Origin of the sequence: Negativicoccus succinicivorans, from assembly GCF_018372215.1 — a bacterium.
Lineage (GTDB): Bacteria > Bacillota > Negativicutes > Veillonellales > Negativicoccaceae > Negativicoccus.
In genome coordinates, this window is record NZ_JAHAJN010000008.1 from 45,259 (window position 1) to 62,481 (window position 17,223).

Annotated in this window: 18 protein-coding genes; 8 read left to right on the forward strand and 10 right to left on the reverse strand. The window is 52.5% G+C overall.

Going from position 1 to position 17,223, the window contains the following annotated elements; genetic code table 11:
- Window positions 1-104 precede the first annotated feature (104 nt).
- The 5 genes from KIB08_RS05365 to KIB08_RS05385 form a co-directional block, all read right to left on the reverse strand.
- Window positions 105-851: a nucleoside phosphorylase gene (locus KIB08_RS05365; protein WP_303990526.1), complete on the reverse strand. Its 747-nt coding sequence runs from the start codon at window positions 849-851 to the stop codon at window positions 105-107.
- Entirely contained in the window at window positions 848-2,059 is a 1,212-nt protein-coding gene (locus KIB08_RS05370; protein ID WP_159822458.1) for an MFS transporter, read from the reverse strand. The genes KIB08_RS05365 and KIB08_RS05370 overlap by 4 nt, the downstream gene beginning before the upstream one ends.
- A 92-nt stretch (window positions 2,060-2,151) precedes the next feature.
- Window positions 2,152-2,769 carry a DNA-3-methyladenine glycosylase gene (locus tag KIB08_RS05375; protein WP_303990529.1) on the reverse strand — a complete coding sequence of 206 codons (618 nt, stop codon included), beginning with the start codon at window positions 2,767-2,769 and terminating at the stop codon, window positions 2,152-2,154.
- The gene (locus tag KIB08_RS05380; protein ID WP_303990531.1) at window positions 2,756-3,832 is read right to left on the reverse strand and encodes an efflux RND transporter periplasmic adaptor subunit; all 1,077 of its coding nucleotides are present in this window, start codon (window positions 3,830-3,832) and stop codon (window positions 2,756-2,758) included. Before KIB08_RS05380 ends, KIB08_RS05375 begins: the two co-directional genes overlap by 14 nt.
- A 78-nt stretch (window positions 3,833-3,910) precedes the next feature.
- Window positions 3,911-4,393 carry a QueT transporter family protein gene (locus KIB08_RS05385; RefSeq protein ID WP_303990534.1) on the reverse strand — a complete coding sequence of 161 codons (483 nt, stop codon included), beginning with the start codon at window positions 4,391-4,393 and terminating at the stop codon, window positions 3,911-3,913.
- Between the two features lie 196 nt (window positions 4,394-4,589).
- On the opposite strand from KIB08_RS05385, the gene rbsK reads away from it, so the two are divergent.
- From rbsK to KIB08_RS05415, 6 genes are all read left to right on the forward strand, one after another.
- The gene (rbsK, locus tag KIB08_RS05390; RefSeq protein ID WP_303990537.1) at window positions 4,590-5,462 is read left to right on the forward strand and encodes a ribokinase; all 873 of its coding nucleotides are present in this window, start codon (window positions 4,590-4,592) and stop codon (window positions 5,460-5,462) included.
- A gap of 1 nt (window position 5,463) precedes the next feature.
- The gene (rbsD, locus tag KIB08_RS05395) at window positions 5,464-5,859 is read left to right on the forward strand and encodes a D-ribose pyranase (protein WP_303990540.1); all 396 of its coding nucleotides are present in this window, start codon (window positions 5,464-5,466) and stop codon (window positions 5,857-5,859) included.
- Between the two features lie 17 nt (window positions 5,860-5,876).
- A complete protein-coding gene (locus tag KIB08_RS05400; RefSeq protein ID WP_303990543.1) occupies window positions 5,877-7,358 on the forward strand; it encodes a sugar ABC transporter ATP-binding protein in 1,482 nt (493 codons plus the stop codon).
- 3 nt (window positions 7,359-7,361) lie between these two features.
- Window positions 7,362-8,294 (forward strand): ABC transporter permease subunit, encoded by a 933-nt coding sequence (locus KIB08_RS05405; RefSeq protein ID WP_303990546.1) that lies wholly within the window; start codon window positions 7,362-7,364, stop codon window positions 8,292-8,294.
- Window positions 8,295-8,308: 14 nt separating this feature from the next.
- Complete coding sequence (rbsB, locus tag KIB08_RS05410; RefSeq protein ID WP_075939085.1) at window positions 8,309-9,226, forward strand: ribose ABC transporter substrate-binding protein RbsB; 918 nt, start codon at window positions 8,309-8,311, stop codon at window positions 9,224-9,226.
- Between the two features lie 266 nt (window positions 9,227-9,492).
- Entirely contained in the window at window positions 9,493-9,927 is a 435-nt protein-coding gene (locus tag KIB08_RS05415) for a YbjN domain-containing protein (protein WP_303990550.1), read from the forward strand.
- 62 nt (window positions 9,928-9,989) lie between these two features.
- Here KIB08_RS05415 and iadA read toward each other — a convergent pair whose 3' ends face one another.
- The 3 genes from iadA to KIB08_RS05430 are packed head-to-tail and all read right to left on the reverse strand — an operon-like array spanning window position 9,990 to window position 12,474.
- Entirely contained in the window at window positions 9,990-11,159 is a 1,170-nt protein-coding gene (iadA, locus tag KIB08_RS05420) for a beta-aspartyl-peptidase (protein WP_303990552.1), read from the reverse strand.
- Window positions 11,160-11,200: 41 nt separating this feature from the next.
- Entirely contained in the window at window positions 11,201-11,686 is a 486-nt protein-coding gene (locus tag KIB08_RS05425; protein ID WP_303990555.1) for a nucleoside recognition domain-containing protein, read from the reverse strand.
- On the reverse strand, window positions 11,683-12,474 hold the full coding sequence (locus KIB08_RS05430; RefSeq protein ID WP_303990557.1) for a nucleoside recognition domain-containing protein: 792 nt from the start codon (window positions 12,472-12,474) through the stop codon (window positions 11,683-11,685). The genes KIB08_RS05425 and KIB08_RS05430 overlap by 4 nt, the downstream gene beginning before the upstream one ends.
- A gap of 149 nt (window positions 12,475-12,623) precedes the next feature.
- On the opposite strand from KIB08_RS05430, the gene KIB08_RS05435 reads away from it, so the two are divergent.
- The gene (locus KIB08_RS05435) at window positions 12,624-13,388 is read left to right on the forward strand and encodes an SDR family NAD(P)-dependent oxidoreductase (protein ID WP_303990559.1); all 765 of its coding nucleotides are present in this window, start codon (window positions 12,624-12,626) and stop codon (window positions 13,386-13,388) included.
- Window positions 13,389-13,428: 40 nt separating this feature from the next.
- On the opposite strand, the gene KIB08_RS05440 is transcribed toward KIB08_RS05435, so the two are convergent.
- Window positions 13,429-14,109: a TerC family protein gene (locus KIB08_RS05440; protein ID WP_303990561.1), complete on the reverse strand. Its 681-nt coding sequence runs from the start codon at window positions 14,107-14,109 to the stop codon at window positions 13,429-13,431.
- A 21-nt stretch (window positions 14,110-14,130) separates the two neighbouring features.
- A complete protein-coding gene (locus KIB08_RS05445; RefSeq protein ID WP_303990564.1) occupies window positions 14,131-14,850 on the reverse strand; it encodes a TerC family protein in 720 nt (239 codons plus the stop codon).
- A 502-nt stretch (window positions 14,851-15,352) separates the two neighbouring features.
- Between KIB08_RS05445 and potE the strand changes: the two genes are divergently transcribed.
- Window positions 15,353-16,684 carry a putrescine-ornithine antiporter gene (gene potE / locus KIB08_RS05450; protein WP_438362039.1) on the forward strand — a complete coding sequence of 444 codons (1,332 nt, stop codon included), beginning with the start codon at window positions 15,353-15,355 and terminating at the stop codon, window positions 16,682-16,684.
- The last annotated feature ends 539 nt before the right edge of the window (window positions 16,685-17,223 follow it).

Sequence of the window (17,223 nt, forward strand, 5' to 3'; positions counted from 1 at the left end):
ATCCTGTATACCTGTATATCTGTAGTAATAGTAGCAAATAATTACGGAAAAGTCACATGAAAAAACTCCTCTCGCTATGGAGAGGAGTGAAATGCCGCGTGGATTTACGCGCGGGTGCGGTTTGCGAGCGCCTTCAGGACAAGACCGGCCGCTTCGCGGTGCATCTCCTGATAGTCTTTTGGGCTGACGAAAACATTTTCATCCCGATTTACATGACAGACCAAACAATTGGCGGCGGGAACATTATACAGAGAGGCAAGCGTATAAATGATCGCTGTTTCCATATCGCAGTTGATGACGCCGCGCGCTTTAAGATCCGTCATCAGCTTGCTTTCCGCAGGATTTTCGGACCAGGGGACAGAGCGGCCCTGACCGAGATAGTACGTGCCTGCCGTAAAGCCGATACCGTAAAAGGCTTGCTTTTTTTGCCGACAAGCTTCCTGATACAAAGCGTGCCATAGCAGAGGATCGGCCGCGGCGGGATAATTGTCGTCGACGTACGCGTGCAAAAGAGATTTGTCACGGATCATAGCGTGATTGAATAGCAGCGCGCCGGCGGGAATATCCTCCCGCCAGCTGCCGCAACCGCCGACGCGCACAAATGCTTGCGCGCCGTTTTCGATAAGCTCCATCACGGCGATTTCCGTCGATCCCAGGCCGATACCGGTCGAGCAGACCGAAAACAATTTGTCTTCGTACGTACCGGAACAGACGACGAACTCGCGATTTCGGCAAAGTTCGGTGACATTTTGCCAATGATCGGTGACCAGCGGAATGCGACCGGGATCGCCAACGAGCAATGTCGCCTCGCCTAAAGAGCCGGGCGTAACGCCTTGCAAGTGAATGCTCATAACATTTCCTCCGCGTCAACGACGGACGGATCGCGTTTCAAAGTCAACATCACCGCGAACGAGATCAAATAGAGCACCGTGAAGTAGAGCATCGCGTATCCAATGGTATAGTATTGCAACAAATAACCGATGGCGATCGGTGAGAAACCGCCGATCGCGCGTCCGATATTAAAGATTGTATTATTGGCAGTAGCGCGAATATTGGGCGGATAAAAGCTTGAAATCAAGGTGCCGTAGCCCGCATTCATGCCGTTGGCGAAGAACCCGACTACCGCGCCGCCGAGTAAGATGGCGATACCGCTGTTGGCATAAGCGTAAAGCAGAACCGAAACGGCCGAGCACAAAAGAAAGATGCCGTACGATTTTTTGGCGCCAAGGCTGTCCATGAAACGTCCGAATAAAAGCATGCCCAGACACATGCCGACGATGGTGCTGATGGTCCAAAGCGCGGAACCGGAAATCGTCAGCCCCAACTGTTTTTGCAAAATCGAAGGCAACCAAGTCATCAAGCCGAAGTAGCCGCTGACCTGCACGGACGACATAATGATAAGCGTCACCGTAGTCCACGCGAGGCGCGGCGTTTTTACCAGCTCCGACAAAGAAACATTTAAGGATTTTCCCTGCGCTTCCGCCGCTTCTTTAGCAGCGAGCCATTGGGGAGTTTCCGGCAAGTGGTAACGAACCGCAACCGCCAGAAAAACCGGTATGATACCGAAGATGAAAAGACCGCGCCAACCGACGACAGGCAGCAGGAAGTACGCCAGCAGCGCCGCAATGATGGCGCCTACTTGGCCGCCGATCGTGACGTAGGAATTGGCCTTGCCGCGTTCGTGGCGCGGAAACGCTTCCACGAGCATCGCCATGCCCACACCGAACTCACCGCCGCCGCCTACACCGGCGAGGAAACGGCAAGCCGCTACCCACCAAATGTTGGGCGCGAAGCCGATTACCGCAGTGGCGATTGAAAACAGCAGAATCGAATAGGAAAAAATCTTAATGCGCCCGTATTTGTCGGCGAGCAAACCGAACATAATTCCGCCCAGCAGCATGCCAATATTAGTGACGGTCGAGATCATGCCGCCCTGCGCGCCGCTCAAGCCGAATGTCGCCATAATGGATGTCAAGGTGAATGACAGCATCATGATGTCGATACTTTCCAGCCCCAGGCCGAAAATAGATGACCACAAAATACGATTTCGATAACTCATACATGCCTCCTAAGCAATCATTCCACACAAAACGGCGCCGTTCTCCGACAGCGCCATTAACTATAACAGTATAACAAAATGAAGATGTTTTGTCAGTCATTTTTTCGTTTTTTGATCAGCTTGAATTGCCAGGGGAATGATTTTCCGTAAGTCGCATAATCAATGCCGCGGCGGACATTGCGTACGATCCTTTCATCGTTGGCGATTTTGCCGTGCCGCAATTGCAAATAGCCAGACAAGACGGTTTTGCCGGAAAGCGCGGTGCTTATCCCCAACGCGCGCGCCAGTTTTCCGGGACCGTCGGCCCAGTGCTCCGGTCGGATGCCGGCGCGGCGTACACGCACCAACTCGTCGCCGTAAATAATTTCACCTGCGCGCAAGAGCACGGCGGCCGGTGTGCCGTCTGCATCAACGACGATGTTGGCGCAGTCATGCAAGCCGTAAACAAGATACACATACATATGACCGGCGGGACCGAACATGGGACGATTGCGATTCGTTTCGCCGCGATACGCGTGCGACGCATCGTCCGGATGGCCGCGATAGGTGCCGCCGTAGGCTTCCGTTTCCGTGAGTCGGATGCCGACCAGTCCCTCGGGACTGCGGTGCCAAAGGGTTGCGCCCAAAAGGCGACGCGCCGCCGTCACGGCATCGGTCGTAAGTTCTTCCTGTGTAAATCGCGGGCGGCGAAACCAATTAAGCGCGGACATCGACATGCATCCCGATTTCCAAATGCGGTGCCGGCGCAGCGATGACGCGTTCGCCGACCGCAAGACCTGCCAAGACGACCCAATCGTCACCGTCAACATAAGCGGTAGTGACGTGTCGGGCGTCAATCAGACCGTCCGCAGTGACAATGTATACGGTATCGTCACCGATATTGCTGCTGCGCGGTAAATGAATCAACGGTACCTTGGTCGGCAGCTTCAACGTGAGCGGATAGGGGGTGGCGGGTTGCAACACCTCGCCGGGATTGTCAAACCGGAACTTCAGTGCGGTCACGTCGCCGCCCGTTGGGGAGAGCGCGGTCATTTCACCGAAGTAGTCGTGACCGTTGACCCGTAACGTAAGCGTGGTTTCGGGCGCGGTGCGGGCTTGTTGAACAGATTCCGTAAGGGCATTGGGAAGCGGCATTTCACCCACCAATGGCGAAAGGGAGGCGATGACTAGCGCAGGACGGTCTTGCACGGCCACGCCGTCAGCGGTAACGTACACCGCGGTGACTTTTCCGGCGACAGGCGCGGTAACGTTGGCGGCGGCAATCTGACGTTCAATCGTCGAAGTGTCCGGCGCCGCGGCAGCGGACGGAGTATACACGGACGGTTGCTTTGCCTGTTCGCGCGCGACAATTTTGGCGTATTCCGCTTGCGTAATTATGCCCTGTTGTAAAAGTTGTTGCGCCTCCGTGACCGCGGGTGTGTTGACCGGCGGTGCGGCCGGCGCGGAGACTCCGCTTGCGGCGTTGCGAGCTCGCGCCAGCTGCGCCTCGTACGGACTGACATCGATCGTGAATAAGTGATCATTTACACTGACATTCGTGCCGACCGTCGGCACCGGACCGACAATCGGCCCGGACGCGGCCGGTGAAACGGTCGCGCTGTACAACGGCGCCAAGGTCACATCGCGCGTGATCATGAGCGGTTCGGTGACGGGTTTGACGATGATCACATCGACGCTTTTGCTGCGCGCCATGTACCACCAACTGCCCAGACCGAGTATAAGTAAAATAAGGAGGGCACCCAGTCCCCACCAAAGTTTTTTACGTGGTTGCATAATTCACCTCTGTTCTATCGTATTATAGCATTTGCCGTTGCTCCGACAATAAAAAATACCCGCCGCAGCGGGTATTTTTTAGAGATCCTGCAAGAGCCGTCGAAACGCGGTATTGCGCCATAAAAGCGGAATCAGTACGCAGCCTAACACGCTGACTGCGACAAATTCGCCGGCGGCAATGTAGAGCATGGTTAAACCGACGCTTTCACCTTCGAGCGCACCGAGGTACGCAAGCTCCGCGCCGATGAGCACGCCGTTGGACACGACGGGCAAGAGCGAAGCGGTCCAAATGTTGGGCATGTAGCGCATACCGTAGACGGCGATCGCGGTAGCGAGCGTGCCGACCACAATGTCGATCATGCCGAACGGGCTCGCAAGGTTCGCAAGCAAGCAGCCGAGAATTAAGCCCGGCACGACTTTCGGTTGGTAAAACGCGAGCAGCGTCAGTACTTCCGATAAACGTACCTGCACGGGACCGTAGCTGAACGGCGCCAGCGCGACCGTAAGGAGCGCGTACACTGCGGCCAACACCGCATTGATGACGAGCATACGAGTATTCATGTTCCATTCCTCCTTGTTTTTGTTTTTACGAAGTGGGACCAAGAAAACACTTCGCACCGATATAGTGTAGCATAGAGCGGGGCGGAGAACAAGAAATGAATAATTTTACTGATAAAACTTAATTTTTGATGTATACTATTTATGAATATACTTGACAAGATATCGATGCGGCTACATACCGGTAGGAGGTTACGGCATGGCAAAATTGGCGGTTATCGGCAGTTGTTCTGTAGACTTGGTCGTGGAAGCGGCCCGGCGTCCGCAAGCGGGTGAGACGCTGTTTGCAGAACATTTTTTTATGAGTTGCGGCGGTAAAGGAGCCAATCAGGCGGTAGCGGCGGCACGACTCGGAGCGGACGTGGCAATGATCGGCGCCATCGGCGAAGATGCCTACGGGAAAATGCTCTGCGAAAATTTTGTAAAAAACGGCGTAGACGCCCGCTTTTTAATGACCCTTCCCGACGTTTCAACGGGAACGGCGCATATTACGCTGGCCGAGGGTGATAACAGCATACTGGTAGTGCCGGCGGCGAACTTTCGGTTGACAGCGGCGCATATTGAACAGGCGTTGGATCAGCTGGGGGAATTGGATATGGTGTTGTTGCAAAATGAGGTACCGCAGGATGTGACCGAAGACGCGATTCGTCTTTGCGCCGAGCGGAACATTCCGGTACTTTGGAATCCGGCGCCGGCGCGTGAATTGGCGCCGGATATTATGGCGATGTGCCGCTATATTACGCCGAACGACCATGAGCTGGCGCTCTTGTTTGATGTGGCAGATCCGCTGGAACTGTCGGCGGAATGGCAGAAAAAACTGATCGTGACGCGCGGTAAAGACGGCGTCGATTACTATGACGGCAAGAACGTTCACCGCGTCGCCGGGGAATCGGTCGCCGTCGTCGATACGACCGGAGCAGGAGATACGTTTAACGGCGCGTTTGCGGTCGCGATCAGTGAAGGACAGGATCTTGAAACGGCGCTTCGGTTCGCCAACCACGCGGCCGCCCGTTCGATTACCGCGCACGGCGCGCAGGGCGCGATGCCGTGGCGTGACGAGATGGAGGCATGACATGCAGAAACACGGAATTTTGAACAGCAAGATCGCGAAAGTACTCGCCGATCTCGGTCATACCGATCGGATCATGATTGCCGACTGCGGGTTACCGATTCCGCGCGATGTGGAACGCATTGATTTGGCGCTGGAGTTCGGTGTGCCGTCCTTTTTGGACGTGTTGCGAGTCGTCATGGATAACATGAAAGTGGAACAGTACCTGATCGCGAGCGAAATGGATTCGCTAAATCGGCCGCTGTTTCAGGAAATGCAACAATTAATGGGCGATATCCCCGGTGCGTATGTAACACATGGACGCTTGAAAGAATATTCGCGCGACGTCAAAGCCATTATCCGTACGGGTGAGGCGACGCCGTACGCCAATGTGATTTTACAAAGCGGCTGTATCTTTTAGCTGCAAGGAGTGACGGTATGCAAATTGAGATGCGTGACATCTCCAAAGCATTCGGACAGAACCGAGTGCTTTTAGGAGTCAATCTGACGGTTCGTCCCGGTGAAATTCATGCCCTAATGGGTGAAAACGGGGCCGGCAAGTCGACTCTGATGAACATTTTGACCGGCCTGCATAAGGCCGATAACGGCACGATTCTGGTGGACGGTGCGGAACGTGTATTTACTTCGCCGCGTGAAGCGGAAGATGCAGGGATTGCGTTTGTCCATCAGGAATTGAATATTTGGCCGAATTTGACGATCCTGGAAAATCTTTTTCTGATGCGTCCGCTTAAAAATTCGTGGGGCATGCTGGACTGGGATCGCATGCGCGAATTGGCGGCGGCCAAATGTGACGAACTGAATATTTCCCTGCCGCTTGGAAAAGAGGCGCAGGAGTGCTCCGTCGGGCAGCAGCAGCTGACGGAAATCGTGCGCATGCTGATGCTTGACGCGCAAATCGTGATCATGGATGAACCGACCGCCGCCTTGAGTGAGCGGGAAACCGAAGTGCTGTTCCGGGTATTGGATCAGATGCGGGCAAAAGGCGTCGGCATCATTTACATCTCGCACCGCATGGAGGAAGTATTCGAGCTTTGCGACACGGTGACCGTGATGCGCGACGGCATGGCGATTTCCACGCAGCCTGTCGAGGAGACGACGATGGACCGCGTCGTGGCCGATATGGTCGGCCGTTCGCTGACGGAATACTATCCGGAGCGCACGGTAACGCCGGGCAAAGTCATTTTTGAAATTAATAATTTGAACAGTGCGGGCGTGTTCCACGACGTTTCGTTTACGATTCGCGAAGGCGAGATCTTGGGGATTGCGGGTCTGATGGGGGCCGGCCGTACCGAGATTATGCGCGCGCTTTTCGGCGTCGATAAAAAAGACAGCTGTGAAATTAAAATTCACGGGCAGGCGATGAAGATCGATAACCCGTCGGATGCCATTAAGGCGGGGATCGGTTTCATTACCGAAAACCGCAAGACGGAAGGTCTGATTTTAGATTTTTCCATCGGCGATAATATTTCGTTGCCGAGCATCGAAAAGTTTGCTTCGCATCAATACGTGCGCCGCGGCGCGGAAAATGAATTTACGGAAATGCTCGCCAAGCGGCTCGGCGTCAAAGCGCAGTCGCTGACGGAGCCGGTCGGAACGCTTTCGGGCGGTAACCAGCAAAAAGTCGTGATTGCGAAATGGATCGGGATGAAACCGGCGATTCTGATCATGGACGAACCGACGCGCGGTATCGATGTCGGCGCCAAGCGGGATATTTACGATTTAATGAATGAGTTGACGGCGGCCGGCGTTGCCATCATCATGGTTTCCTCGGAATTACCGGAAGTCATCGGTATGAGTGATCGCATTATGGTGATTCGCGAGGGTTCGATTGCAGGCGTGCTGGACCGCAGTGAAGCCACGCAGGAAAAAATTATTACATTAGCTACAGGGGGACAGTAATTCATGTCGACAAATGTGAAAAATCTATTGCGTAATCTCGGACCGCTTTTAGGTCTGGTACTGCTGTTCGTTATTTTGACGGCACTCAATCCGACATTTCTTAATCCGTCCAACCTGTCGAACCTGCTGCGGCAAGTCTCGGTCAACGCGCTGATTTCCTTCGGTATGACGTTTGTCATTCTGACCGGCGGCATTGATCTTTCCGTCGGTTCGTTGCTGGCACTTTCGACCGCGTTGATGGCGGGCATGATCAAGAGCGGTATGGATCCGGCCATGAGCATGGCGCTCTGCTGTCTTATCGGCATCGCGCTCGGTGCGGCCAACGGACTCATCATCACGTACGGCAAAGTCGCGCCGTTTATCGCGACCTTGGCGACGATGACGATTTTCCGCGGGGCGACGTTGGTGTACAGTGACGGTCGCCCGATCAGCGGCTTGACTTCGCATCCGTTTTTTACGGCGTTTGGCATAGGCGACGTCTTCGGTGTGCCGGTGCCGGCGATCACGACGCTGCTCATGTTCGCGCTTTGCTGGTTTATTTTAAATAAAACAACGCTCGGCCGGAAAACGTATGCGGTCGGCGGCAGTGAAAAAGTATCGTACATCGCGGGTATTCACATCTCGCGCGTCAAAATTTTCGCGTACGCGATCACGGGCCTTTTAACCGCGTTGGCGGGCATCATCATTACGAGCCGCCTCAACTCCGCCCAACCTACGGCAGGGACCGGTTATGAGCTTGACGCGATCGCTGCGGTCGTTTTGGGCGGGACCAGTCTGGCCGGTGGTAAAGGCCGCATCACGGGTTCTCTGATTGGTGCGTTGATCATCGCCACGCTCACAAACGGACTTAATATTTTGAATGTTTCCAGTTTTTACCAACAAGTTGTCAAAGGCGGCGTTATTTTGTTGGCGGTTCTGATGGATCGCAAAAAATAAGAGGGGGTTATGGAATGAAGTTACGCAAGTTATTACTCGTCGTGATGTCGCTTTGCCTGGTCGTTTTAATGGCCGGTTGCGGCGGCAGCGACAAAAAAGAAGCGCCGGCGGCTAAAACCGGTGAAAAAATTACGGTAGGTTTCTCCGTATCGACATTGAACAATCCGTTCTTCGTCACGCTGAGCGACGGTGTCACCGAAAAAGCGAAAGCTTTGGGCGTGGACGTACAGACGCTTGACGCGGGGAACGATCCGGCCAAACAGGCCAATGATGTAGCGGACTTGATCCAACACAAAGTAAACGTTTTGTTGATCAACCCGGTCGACTCCGCGGCGATCGCCAACTCGGTCGAAGCGGCCAACAAAGCCGGTATCCCGGTTCTGATGGTAGACCGCGCTTCCGATGGCGGCCAAGTCGTATCTCTGATCGCTTCCGATAACGTTAAAGGCGGCGAAATGGCGGCGCAATACATCATCGATAAACTCGGTAGCAATGTAGCGGTTGCCGAAATGGAAGGTATCCCGGGCGCGTCTGCGACTCGTGAACGCGGCGAAGGCTTCCACAAACTCGCCGACAGCAAATTGAATATTGTCGCTAAACAGACGGCAGAATTCGATCGGACCAAAGGTCTGACGGTGGCGGAAAATATTTTACAAGCCAACCCCGAAATCCAGGCTATTTTCGCGCACAATGATGAAATGGCACTCGGTGCTATTGAAGCGGCGAAGAGCGCCGGTAAACAAGTATTTATCGTCGGTTTTGACGGCACGGAAGACGGTATTAAAGCCGTTAAAGACGGTTCCATGGCGGCTACGATCGCGCAGCAGCCGAAACTGATGGGCGAACAGGGTCTTGAAGCCGCCGTTAAAGCGGTTAAAAAAGAAGCGGTTGCCGATCATATCGCGGTACCGTTGAAACTCGTCACGAAATAAACGCATTTCTATGACAACTTGATGAGGTAGATAAAAAAGGACAAGCATATGCTTGTCCTTTTTTGATAGCTTACATTGTCCCGCTGACCACGGTGCTGAAAACGGCAAGAAACAGCGGCGACGATTATTTGCCATCGTGTTTCTGTCTTGTCAATAAAGTGTAAAAAAGACATGCATGCGATGTTGTTTACCTTTGTGACTGTACTACGCTCATTTTTTAGTTTATAATAAAATTATTATATGGACACTACAGAGGAGGCACCAATATGGCCGAGGAAACAAAAGCAAAAGCACTGAAAGAGTATTTTGAAACGAATCACCCGGGGATTTTCCAAGTGGAAGAGATCGGTGATGAAATCCACACGCATGTGTTTCGTTCCCATATCCAAACGGAAGGGCAAAGCTTGCCGACGGCGCTTTTCGTCGACGACACGATCTACGTTATGATTCGTGTCCAGGTAGCGACGGGCGCGCTCAAAGAGAAGAATGAAGAGCAGGTATTGACCTATCTGAACGAACAAAATCGTTCATATAAAGTCTTCAAATACTTCCTCGATGAAGACGGAAATATTTTTCTGGACGCCTGCGTACCGACAACGGATGACGACTTCAATCCGGAATTGATCCGTGTAATTTTGGATGTTATGGTCGGTCACCTGACGGAAAATTATGCCGGCTTGATGAAAAAAATCTGGGCGTAAAAAACCAATAAAAAAGAACCGCAGTTGCGGTTCTTTTTTATTGCCGTGCCGGTGCGAAAAGCTCAGTGCTTTTCAAATGTGCCGAAGACGATCGACTCGCCGTTATCGACCATGAGACGGCCTTTGGCCCACAGTTTTTGCAGTTCAAACCGGTCGTTGATTGTCATGAAGTCGGCATCTTTGCCGACGGCGATTTCGCCTTTTTTCTTGAAGCGGAAGAGGTCGGCGACGTTTTTGGTGAGAATGGAAAGGACGGTTGTAAAGTCGCAGCCTTCCGTTTCGACCGCATCGCGGAATTCGGTCATCAGTGAGGACTGATCGCCGATACCGACGCCGATATTGTTGCCGTGATCATCAAAAAGCGGCACCGAACCGTAGCCGTCCGAACTCATCAGGACGTGCGACATGTCGCAACCCTCATCGATTAGGAGGCGAATTGCTTTGGACGGTTTGACGGCGTGTTTACTTCCCAATTCCGGACTGACGCAGGACGTGAGATCGATATAGCCGCCGTCTTTGACATACTGCACCGCTTCGTTAAACAGACGTTGGTTGCGGTTGGTGTGAGTCGGCAACATGTTGGTATAAGGAATTTCCGTTTCGTTTGCGATCTGACGCAGCGGCTCGAGCCCGCGCTCGCCGTCACCCATGTGGAAATTCACGATGCCCGCTTTGCCCGCAAGCATACCGCCAACGCGCACCTGTGCGACGATATCGCGGTAGAGATCGTAATTCGGCTGCGACGAACGGTGATCGGAAACGGCGATTTCGCCGGCGCCGATGCATTTGTCAATCAGCATGATGTCGGAACGAATGCTGCCGGTGATGGTCGGCGTCGGTACTTCGTACGAACCGACATACATGTAGGCGGTGAGACCTTCATTCTCCAACGCATACGCTTTGGCGAGCAGGTTTTCCTGTGAACGGGTCACGCCGTCCGTACCGCACAGGCCGCAGATGGTGGTCACGCCGCAGCGTGTCGCGCTGGATAAGGGCATTTCCGGCGTGCGGGTATGAAAGCCGCCTTCGCCGCCGCCGCCCGTGATATGAACGTGGCCGTCGATAAAGCCGGGAATCAATCGCATGCCTTTGCAGTCAATTACTTCCACTTCCACGCCTTGCACATCAAGTTGGTCATCCATAGCTTCGATGACGCCGTTGGCGATTAAAATATCTTTCGTTCCGAGGTCTTCCGGCGCAAATACATGCGCATTCTTTAATAAGGTCAGCATAAAGGTATCCTTTCAGCAAAAACCGCCCGAAGGGCGGCGTTTTAGAATAATGCCATGATCAATTCCATGGCCCAGATGGAAGCCATTGCGTTGAATACGCAGATGAAAATGATGATAGGATAATGTTTTCCCGGAACTTCCGCCGTACCCAATACGCGGCCGACGTTTTGCACCGGATTGCCCATCAGGTAGCAGGCCGGTACCATTACGGTCGCTTCGTACGGGCTGATGGCGCCGGCGGCTAAGAGGGCCGCCATGATGCCGATAGCGCCGCCCATTGAAAGCAATGAAGCCATGATCACGGTGATCGCTACGCCCGGCAGAAGCCAGAGCGACATGATCGGACCTGCGATCGAGCCGATCCAATCCAAAAGCCCCGTGATTTTTAACGCGTGAATCAGGATGAAAGCGAGCATGACGTTCGGCAGCATGTTGCGAATACCGATCATCAGACCGTTGTACGCGCCTTCAGTGAAGAGCTCAATGAAGCCTTTGCGTTTTACTTTGACAGTACGTACTTCACTCATGCGACGTCACCCGCCTTTCCTTCGGTGACCTGTGCTTGCGGGTCACGGTCTTCCGTGGCGCGCAGATAGAAGCGCACAATATTGCCACCGATAAATTTGAAAATCATAATGACCAGTATCGGCAAGCCGATCGGTACCAAGAGGATGGAAAACACGGCTACGCCCGAAGAGAAATAATTCGAAAGCGGTGCGGAGCCGGAAATCTGATAGCCGCAGAAAATGGAACGTTCGCGGCTGGTGATCAAGCCGTCTTCGTAGAGCACTTTGGTCATGCCGGCCGCCGCATCGGTCGTCTGCAAGTTCGCGATCATCGCCAGACCGCACACGCCCGGGATGCCCAAGAGCGGACGCAGTAACGGCGAAAGCATTTTTTGAGCGACCTTCAAGCCGCCGTAGCCTTCGACCACATGGATGAGAGCGATCGCGAAAATCAAAGCCGGAAGCAACGTCAGCGCAAACACAAAACCGTCGCGCGCGCCGGTACCGCCGGAACCGCGGAACGAGGCCATCTTACCGGCCGCCGTTTCCCATGTACCGAAACTGCCGTTCAGGACGGAAAAGTCAAACACTTTCCACCAGCCGGCCGCCTCGGCGAAAAGGCCGGAGAAAAACAGCAAGGCTCCGAAAAATGCCACATAGCCTCCCCAAGTAATCGCGGGGCCCTCTTCTTGAGGCGTCGCCGGCCGGGGGGCAGGGTTTGTCACTACAGGATCCGTCGCAGTGGCGTCAGGACGAATCTCTTCTTGGTGAAGTTCGGTATCGCGAACTTCTTCATTTGTTTGAGCCATACTGGCCTCCTTTTAATTTATTTAGTCCATTGTACACAAACAAAAATCCATTTGCAATATACTTTTTATTTTTTCTCAATAAAGTGTCTGTATTTTGTTAAAAATGCTGTGGTATACTGCAAATAGAAATGATCAGGGAGGGAAAAACCATGACGCAACCTATCGTAATGATTACCGGCGCGAGTTCGGGCATAGGCCTGGCTACCGCCGAACTTTTAGCGCAAAAAAAATATGAATTAATTCTGCTCGCTCGACGCACCGAACCGATGGTGCAGGCGGCCGCCGTGTGGGAAGAGAAATATGGCGCGAAAGCGCATGTTTTTCCGCTGGACGTGACCAAGCGCTCTATGGTGGAACGTGTCTGTCAACAACTTGTGGAAGAGGGTCTTGTGCCCGACGTTTTGATCAATAACGCCGGCCTGGCGAGAGAATTGAAGCCTTATGCGGAAAATGATCTCGATGATGTCGATGAGGTGGTCAATACAAATGTGAAAGGTTTATTGTACGTGACGAGAGCGATGCTGCCCGCGATGATCGAGCGCGGCCAAGGTCATATCGTGAACCTCGGCTCGACCGCGGGGCAAGGCGCGTACGCCGGCGGCGCCGTGTACTGCGCCACAAAAGCCGCCGTCAAAATGCTCGGCGATGCGATTCGTATTGAAACGATCGCCACCGACATCAAAGTGACGACGATCATGCCCGGCATTGTCGAAACACCATTTTCGGAAGTCCGGTTCAAAGGAGACAGCGACCGCGCGGCGGCTGTCTATGCCGGTGTGGAAGCGTTGACGCCGGGTGATATCGCTGAAATTATTGCGTTCGTTATTTCCCGACCGCGACGCGTGCAGATCAGCGATGTGACGATCTTAGCGAACCAACAGGCGACCGGATCGATGATTCACAAAAGCAAATAAAACAATAAAAAAACACCGCTCAAGGCGGTGTTTTTTGTTTTTAGTGCTGTCTTTTGGTCCAATGTACGAATGCATACGGCACGAGCAACACAATGGCAATTGTCAGTGCGGGAATTACATAGGCGGCGTACGGAATATAGGCCGTAAGATATGGTCCGACGATGCCGTCATGCAACAGCATAACGCCCGAGGTATGACCGAGGATCGCAGCCCCGAGTGGAATCAGCAGCGGGAAGCGTTCCATAAAAAGGGCGATCAGTTTACTGCCGCCGATAATCAGTGGGATACTGATGAGCAAACCGATAATGACGAGCAGCGGATCACCTTGCGCCGCGCCCGCGACGGCCAACACATTATCCAAGCTCATGACCACGTCGGCAATGATGATCGTACGCACAGCCGAACCGAGCGAAGCGACCTTTTTCACGCCGGTCGATGAATTTTCCTGCGGTAGCAAGAGTTTGATCGCGATCGGAATTAAAATCAACGCGCCGATGGCCTGCAAAAGAGGCACCGTCAGCAACTTGACCGCGACTAAAGTTAGCGATGCCCGTACCAGGATCGCGCCGGCTGCGCCGATAATGATGGCTTTGTTTTGCAAACGCGCCGGCAATTGCCGCGCCGCCATCGCGATGACGACCGCGTTATCGCCGGCCAATACTAAATCTAAAACAATAATGGACGCGACGGAGAGCCAAAATTGTAGTGTTAAAATTTCCAATACCAAAACCTCACTTAAAAATTATTTTTTCTCGTTATTCGTCTTGTCTGCGACAATATCGGCGTCTTTTTCCGCGGCATTTTTACTCAGCAGGCGCGGTAAACCGAGAATGAACAGAATGGTCGCGGCGGGAACGAAGTATTCCATGAGCGGTGAAATATTGAGCAGGTAGCGACCGACGATCGGATCGTGCACGAGCATCGTACCGGCCGCGTAACCGAGCAAGGCCGCCCCCGCGGGCACCAGGATCGGATATTGATCCATCAGTCGGGCGATCATTTGACTGCCCCAAACGACCAACGGGATACTGACCAAAAGACCGATCATTACGAGAACGATATTCCCTTGGGCAACGCCTGCGATGGCAAGCACATTATCGATTCCCATCGCGACATCGGCCACGATAATCGTACGAATCGCGCCGCCGAGTGACGTGGCGGCGACGACCGCATCGGAATCTTTGCCCGTCTGATGCAACAGCTTGATCGCGATCGGAATTAAGATCAGACCGCCGATGGCCTGAATCAGGGGCACACCCAATAACCATGTGGCGATTACGGTCATCAGCGCGCGAACGATGATCGCGCCGGCCGTACCGATAAAAATCGCCCGTTTCTGTAAATGCGGCGGCAATTGGCGAGCCGCCATCGCAATCACGACCGCGTTATCGCCTGCGAGCACCAAATCCAAAAGGATGATGGATCCGAGGGAAAGCAAAAATGAAGGGGATAAAAAATCCATGACACTACCTTTCCAGTCTAATATGAGACGTTTTAACATAAAGAAAGAGACTTTTATCTTGCATGTTGCAAGTAAAAGTCTCACTTCATCCTGCGGATGGTCGCGCCAGCTTTTTTATCAGCAGGGGTGTTGACGACGACAAATTAGTTACTCCCTTTTACGGAAGTTATTATACCAAATATAAAAAGATGTTATCAAGGCAAGCCTCTAAAAGCCCTAAAAAGGGGCTTTTTCTATTCGTTTTAAAAGTGAAAAATAAATTTCATAAAGTACTATGCAAAGAGGAGGATAGGTGTTAAAATAAATGCGCCGAAGAGAAAAGTAGAGCAAAATATGATTTATTCATACATATCATTACCTATCGTTATCTATCGATAATAAATAAACTATATTATTGATAAAATAGTTGACAAAATAGTTGACAAAATGAAACGAATTTGCGGTTGGTTCGAAGGACTTGAATCGTAACGTTCCACGGTATATTCAAAGCGAGGTGAGTACATTGGCAAAGGTAATGAAAAAAATGAATGTGTGGCAGCTGACCATGTTGACTGCCGCGAATATGTTGGGAGCGGGGATCATTATGCTTCCTACCAAGCTCGCCCGGGTGGGGACCATTTCCGTTCTCTCATGGTTGGTGACCGCAGTCGGCTCATTGCTTTTGGCGCACATTTTTGCCCAGTGCGGCATGTTCACTCGGCATAGTGGCGGCATGGGAGGTTATGCCGCGTATCGTTTCGGCTTGCCCGGTTATTTCATGACAAATTTCGCATATTCGGTTTCACTTATTATTGCCAATGTGGCGATTGCCGTATCGGCCGTCGGGTATGGAGCCACGCTTTTCGGCTGGCACCCGCATCCCGGCCAAATTGCCGCCGCTACCATGCTGCTTTTGTGGGTGGCGGGGGTGCTCAATTTCGGCGGTAGCCGTTGGACGGGGCGTATCAGTTCCGTGACGGTTTGGGGCTCTCTTTTACCCGTTCTTTTCTTAACTGTCGCCGGTTGGTTTTGGTTTGATTCCACGCTCTATATCGAGTCGTGGAATCCGTCCGAGACGCCGTTCTTTTCCGCGGTCAGTGAATCCGTCACGCTGACCCTTTGGGCATTCCTCGGTTTTGAATCCGCGGCCGTGAATATGGCCGCGATTGAAAATCCGCAGCGGGATGTACCGCGCGCCACCTTCTTCGGCACGCTTGCCGTCGCCGTTGTCTACATTGCTTCAACCAACGTGATGGCGGGCATCGTACCGAATCTTGATTTATTGCATTCCAATGCGCCGTTCGGTTTGACTTTCGCCGTATTGTTTGGTGGCACCATTGGAAAAATCGTTATGGCGATGATGGTTATTTCCTGCATGGGAGCGCTGCTTTGCTGGCAATTTACGCTTGCGCAGGTATTCAAAAGCAGCGCGCAAAACGGCGTGTTTCCGAAAGTATTCAGCCGTCTTTCCAAACAGGGCGTGCCTGTTAACGGCACGTTGATTCTGCTGGCCCTGCAATCGCTGTTGGCGTTGATGACCATGGATGAATACCTGTTTGCGCAGTTTGAGCGGCTGGTCAATCTCGCTGTGGTTACCAATGTCGTACCCTATCTGTACTGCTGTCTCGCCGCGCCGACGCTTTTGCGGGTCGCGGGTCTGCCGGCAAAACAGATTCTGTGGATGCGCGGGACCTCCGCTCTGGCGCTTGCGTATTCCATGTACGCCATGTACGCGGCGGGTCTGGAAGCAATTCGCGGTGCAGTGATTGTTCTTTTCCTCGGCTACCTGCTTTATCGCGGCACCGTGGCTCGTCGTCCGGAACGGGTTCAATACAGCTTGCCCACGTGGAAATAAATGTGTCGGTTTTATCCGAAGCATTTTCTCGCGTTAATACTAGTAAATATGACAAATATAAAAGCGCTGCCAAGATGAGGCGGCGCTTTTTGTCGAATGAATATCCGGCGTACTCGCCGACATTCCCGCTGAAAATTTACACGATAGTAATATGGCAATTTGGTTTAGAGATAAAAAATCATTTGCTTAAATTGCATCATATATTTATAAATTAACGCATCTATTATAAAGGTTTGCAAATATTATAAAGATTTGCAAAAATTCAACCCGACATCCGTAAAATGTTCTTGACAAGATATAATCGCAATGCTATGATAATCAAGCCGCAAGAAACGGCGACGTAACAAAGTATATTAAGTGCTTGACAATAAAGAAAGATCTTGATATACTATAAAAGTCGCATGAAGCGACGCGGTTCTTTGAAAACTGAACAATGCAAAGAATTAACGCCAATGTGCGGGTCTGATATACAGACCCGAGTCAATTACAAAAAGTCCTTGGCAACAAGGCAACAAATGAGCAATCAAACTATCATGGAG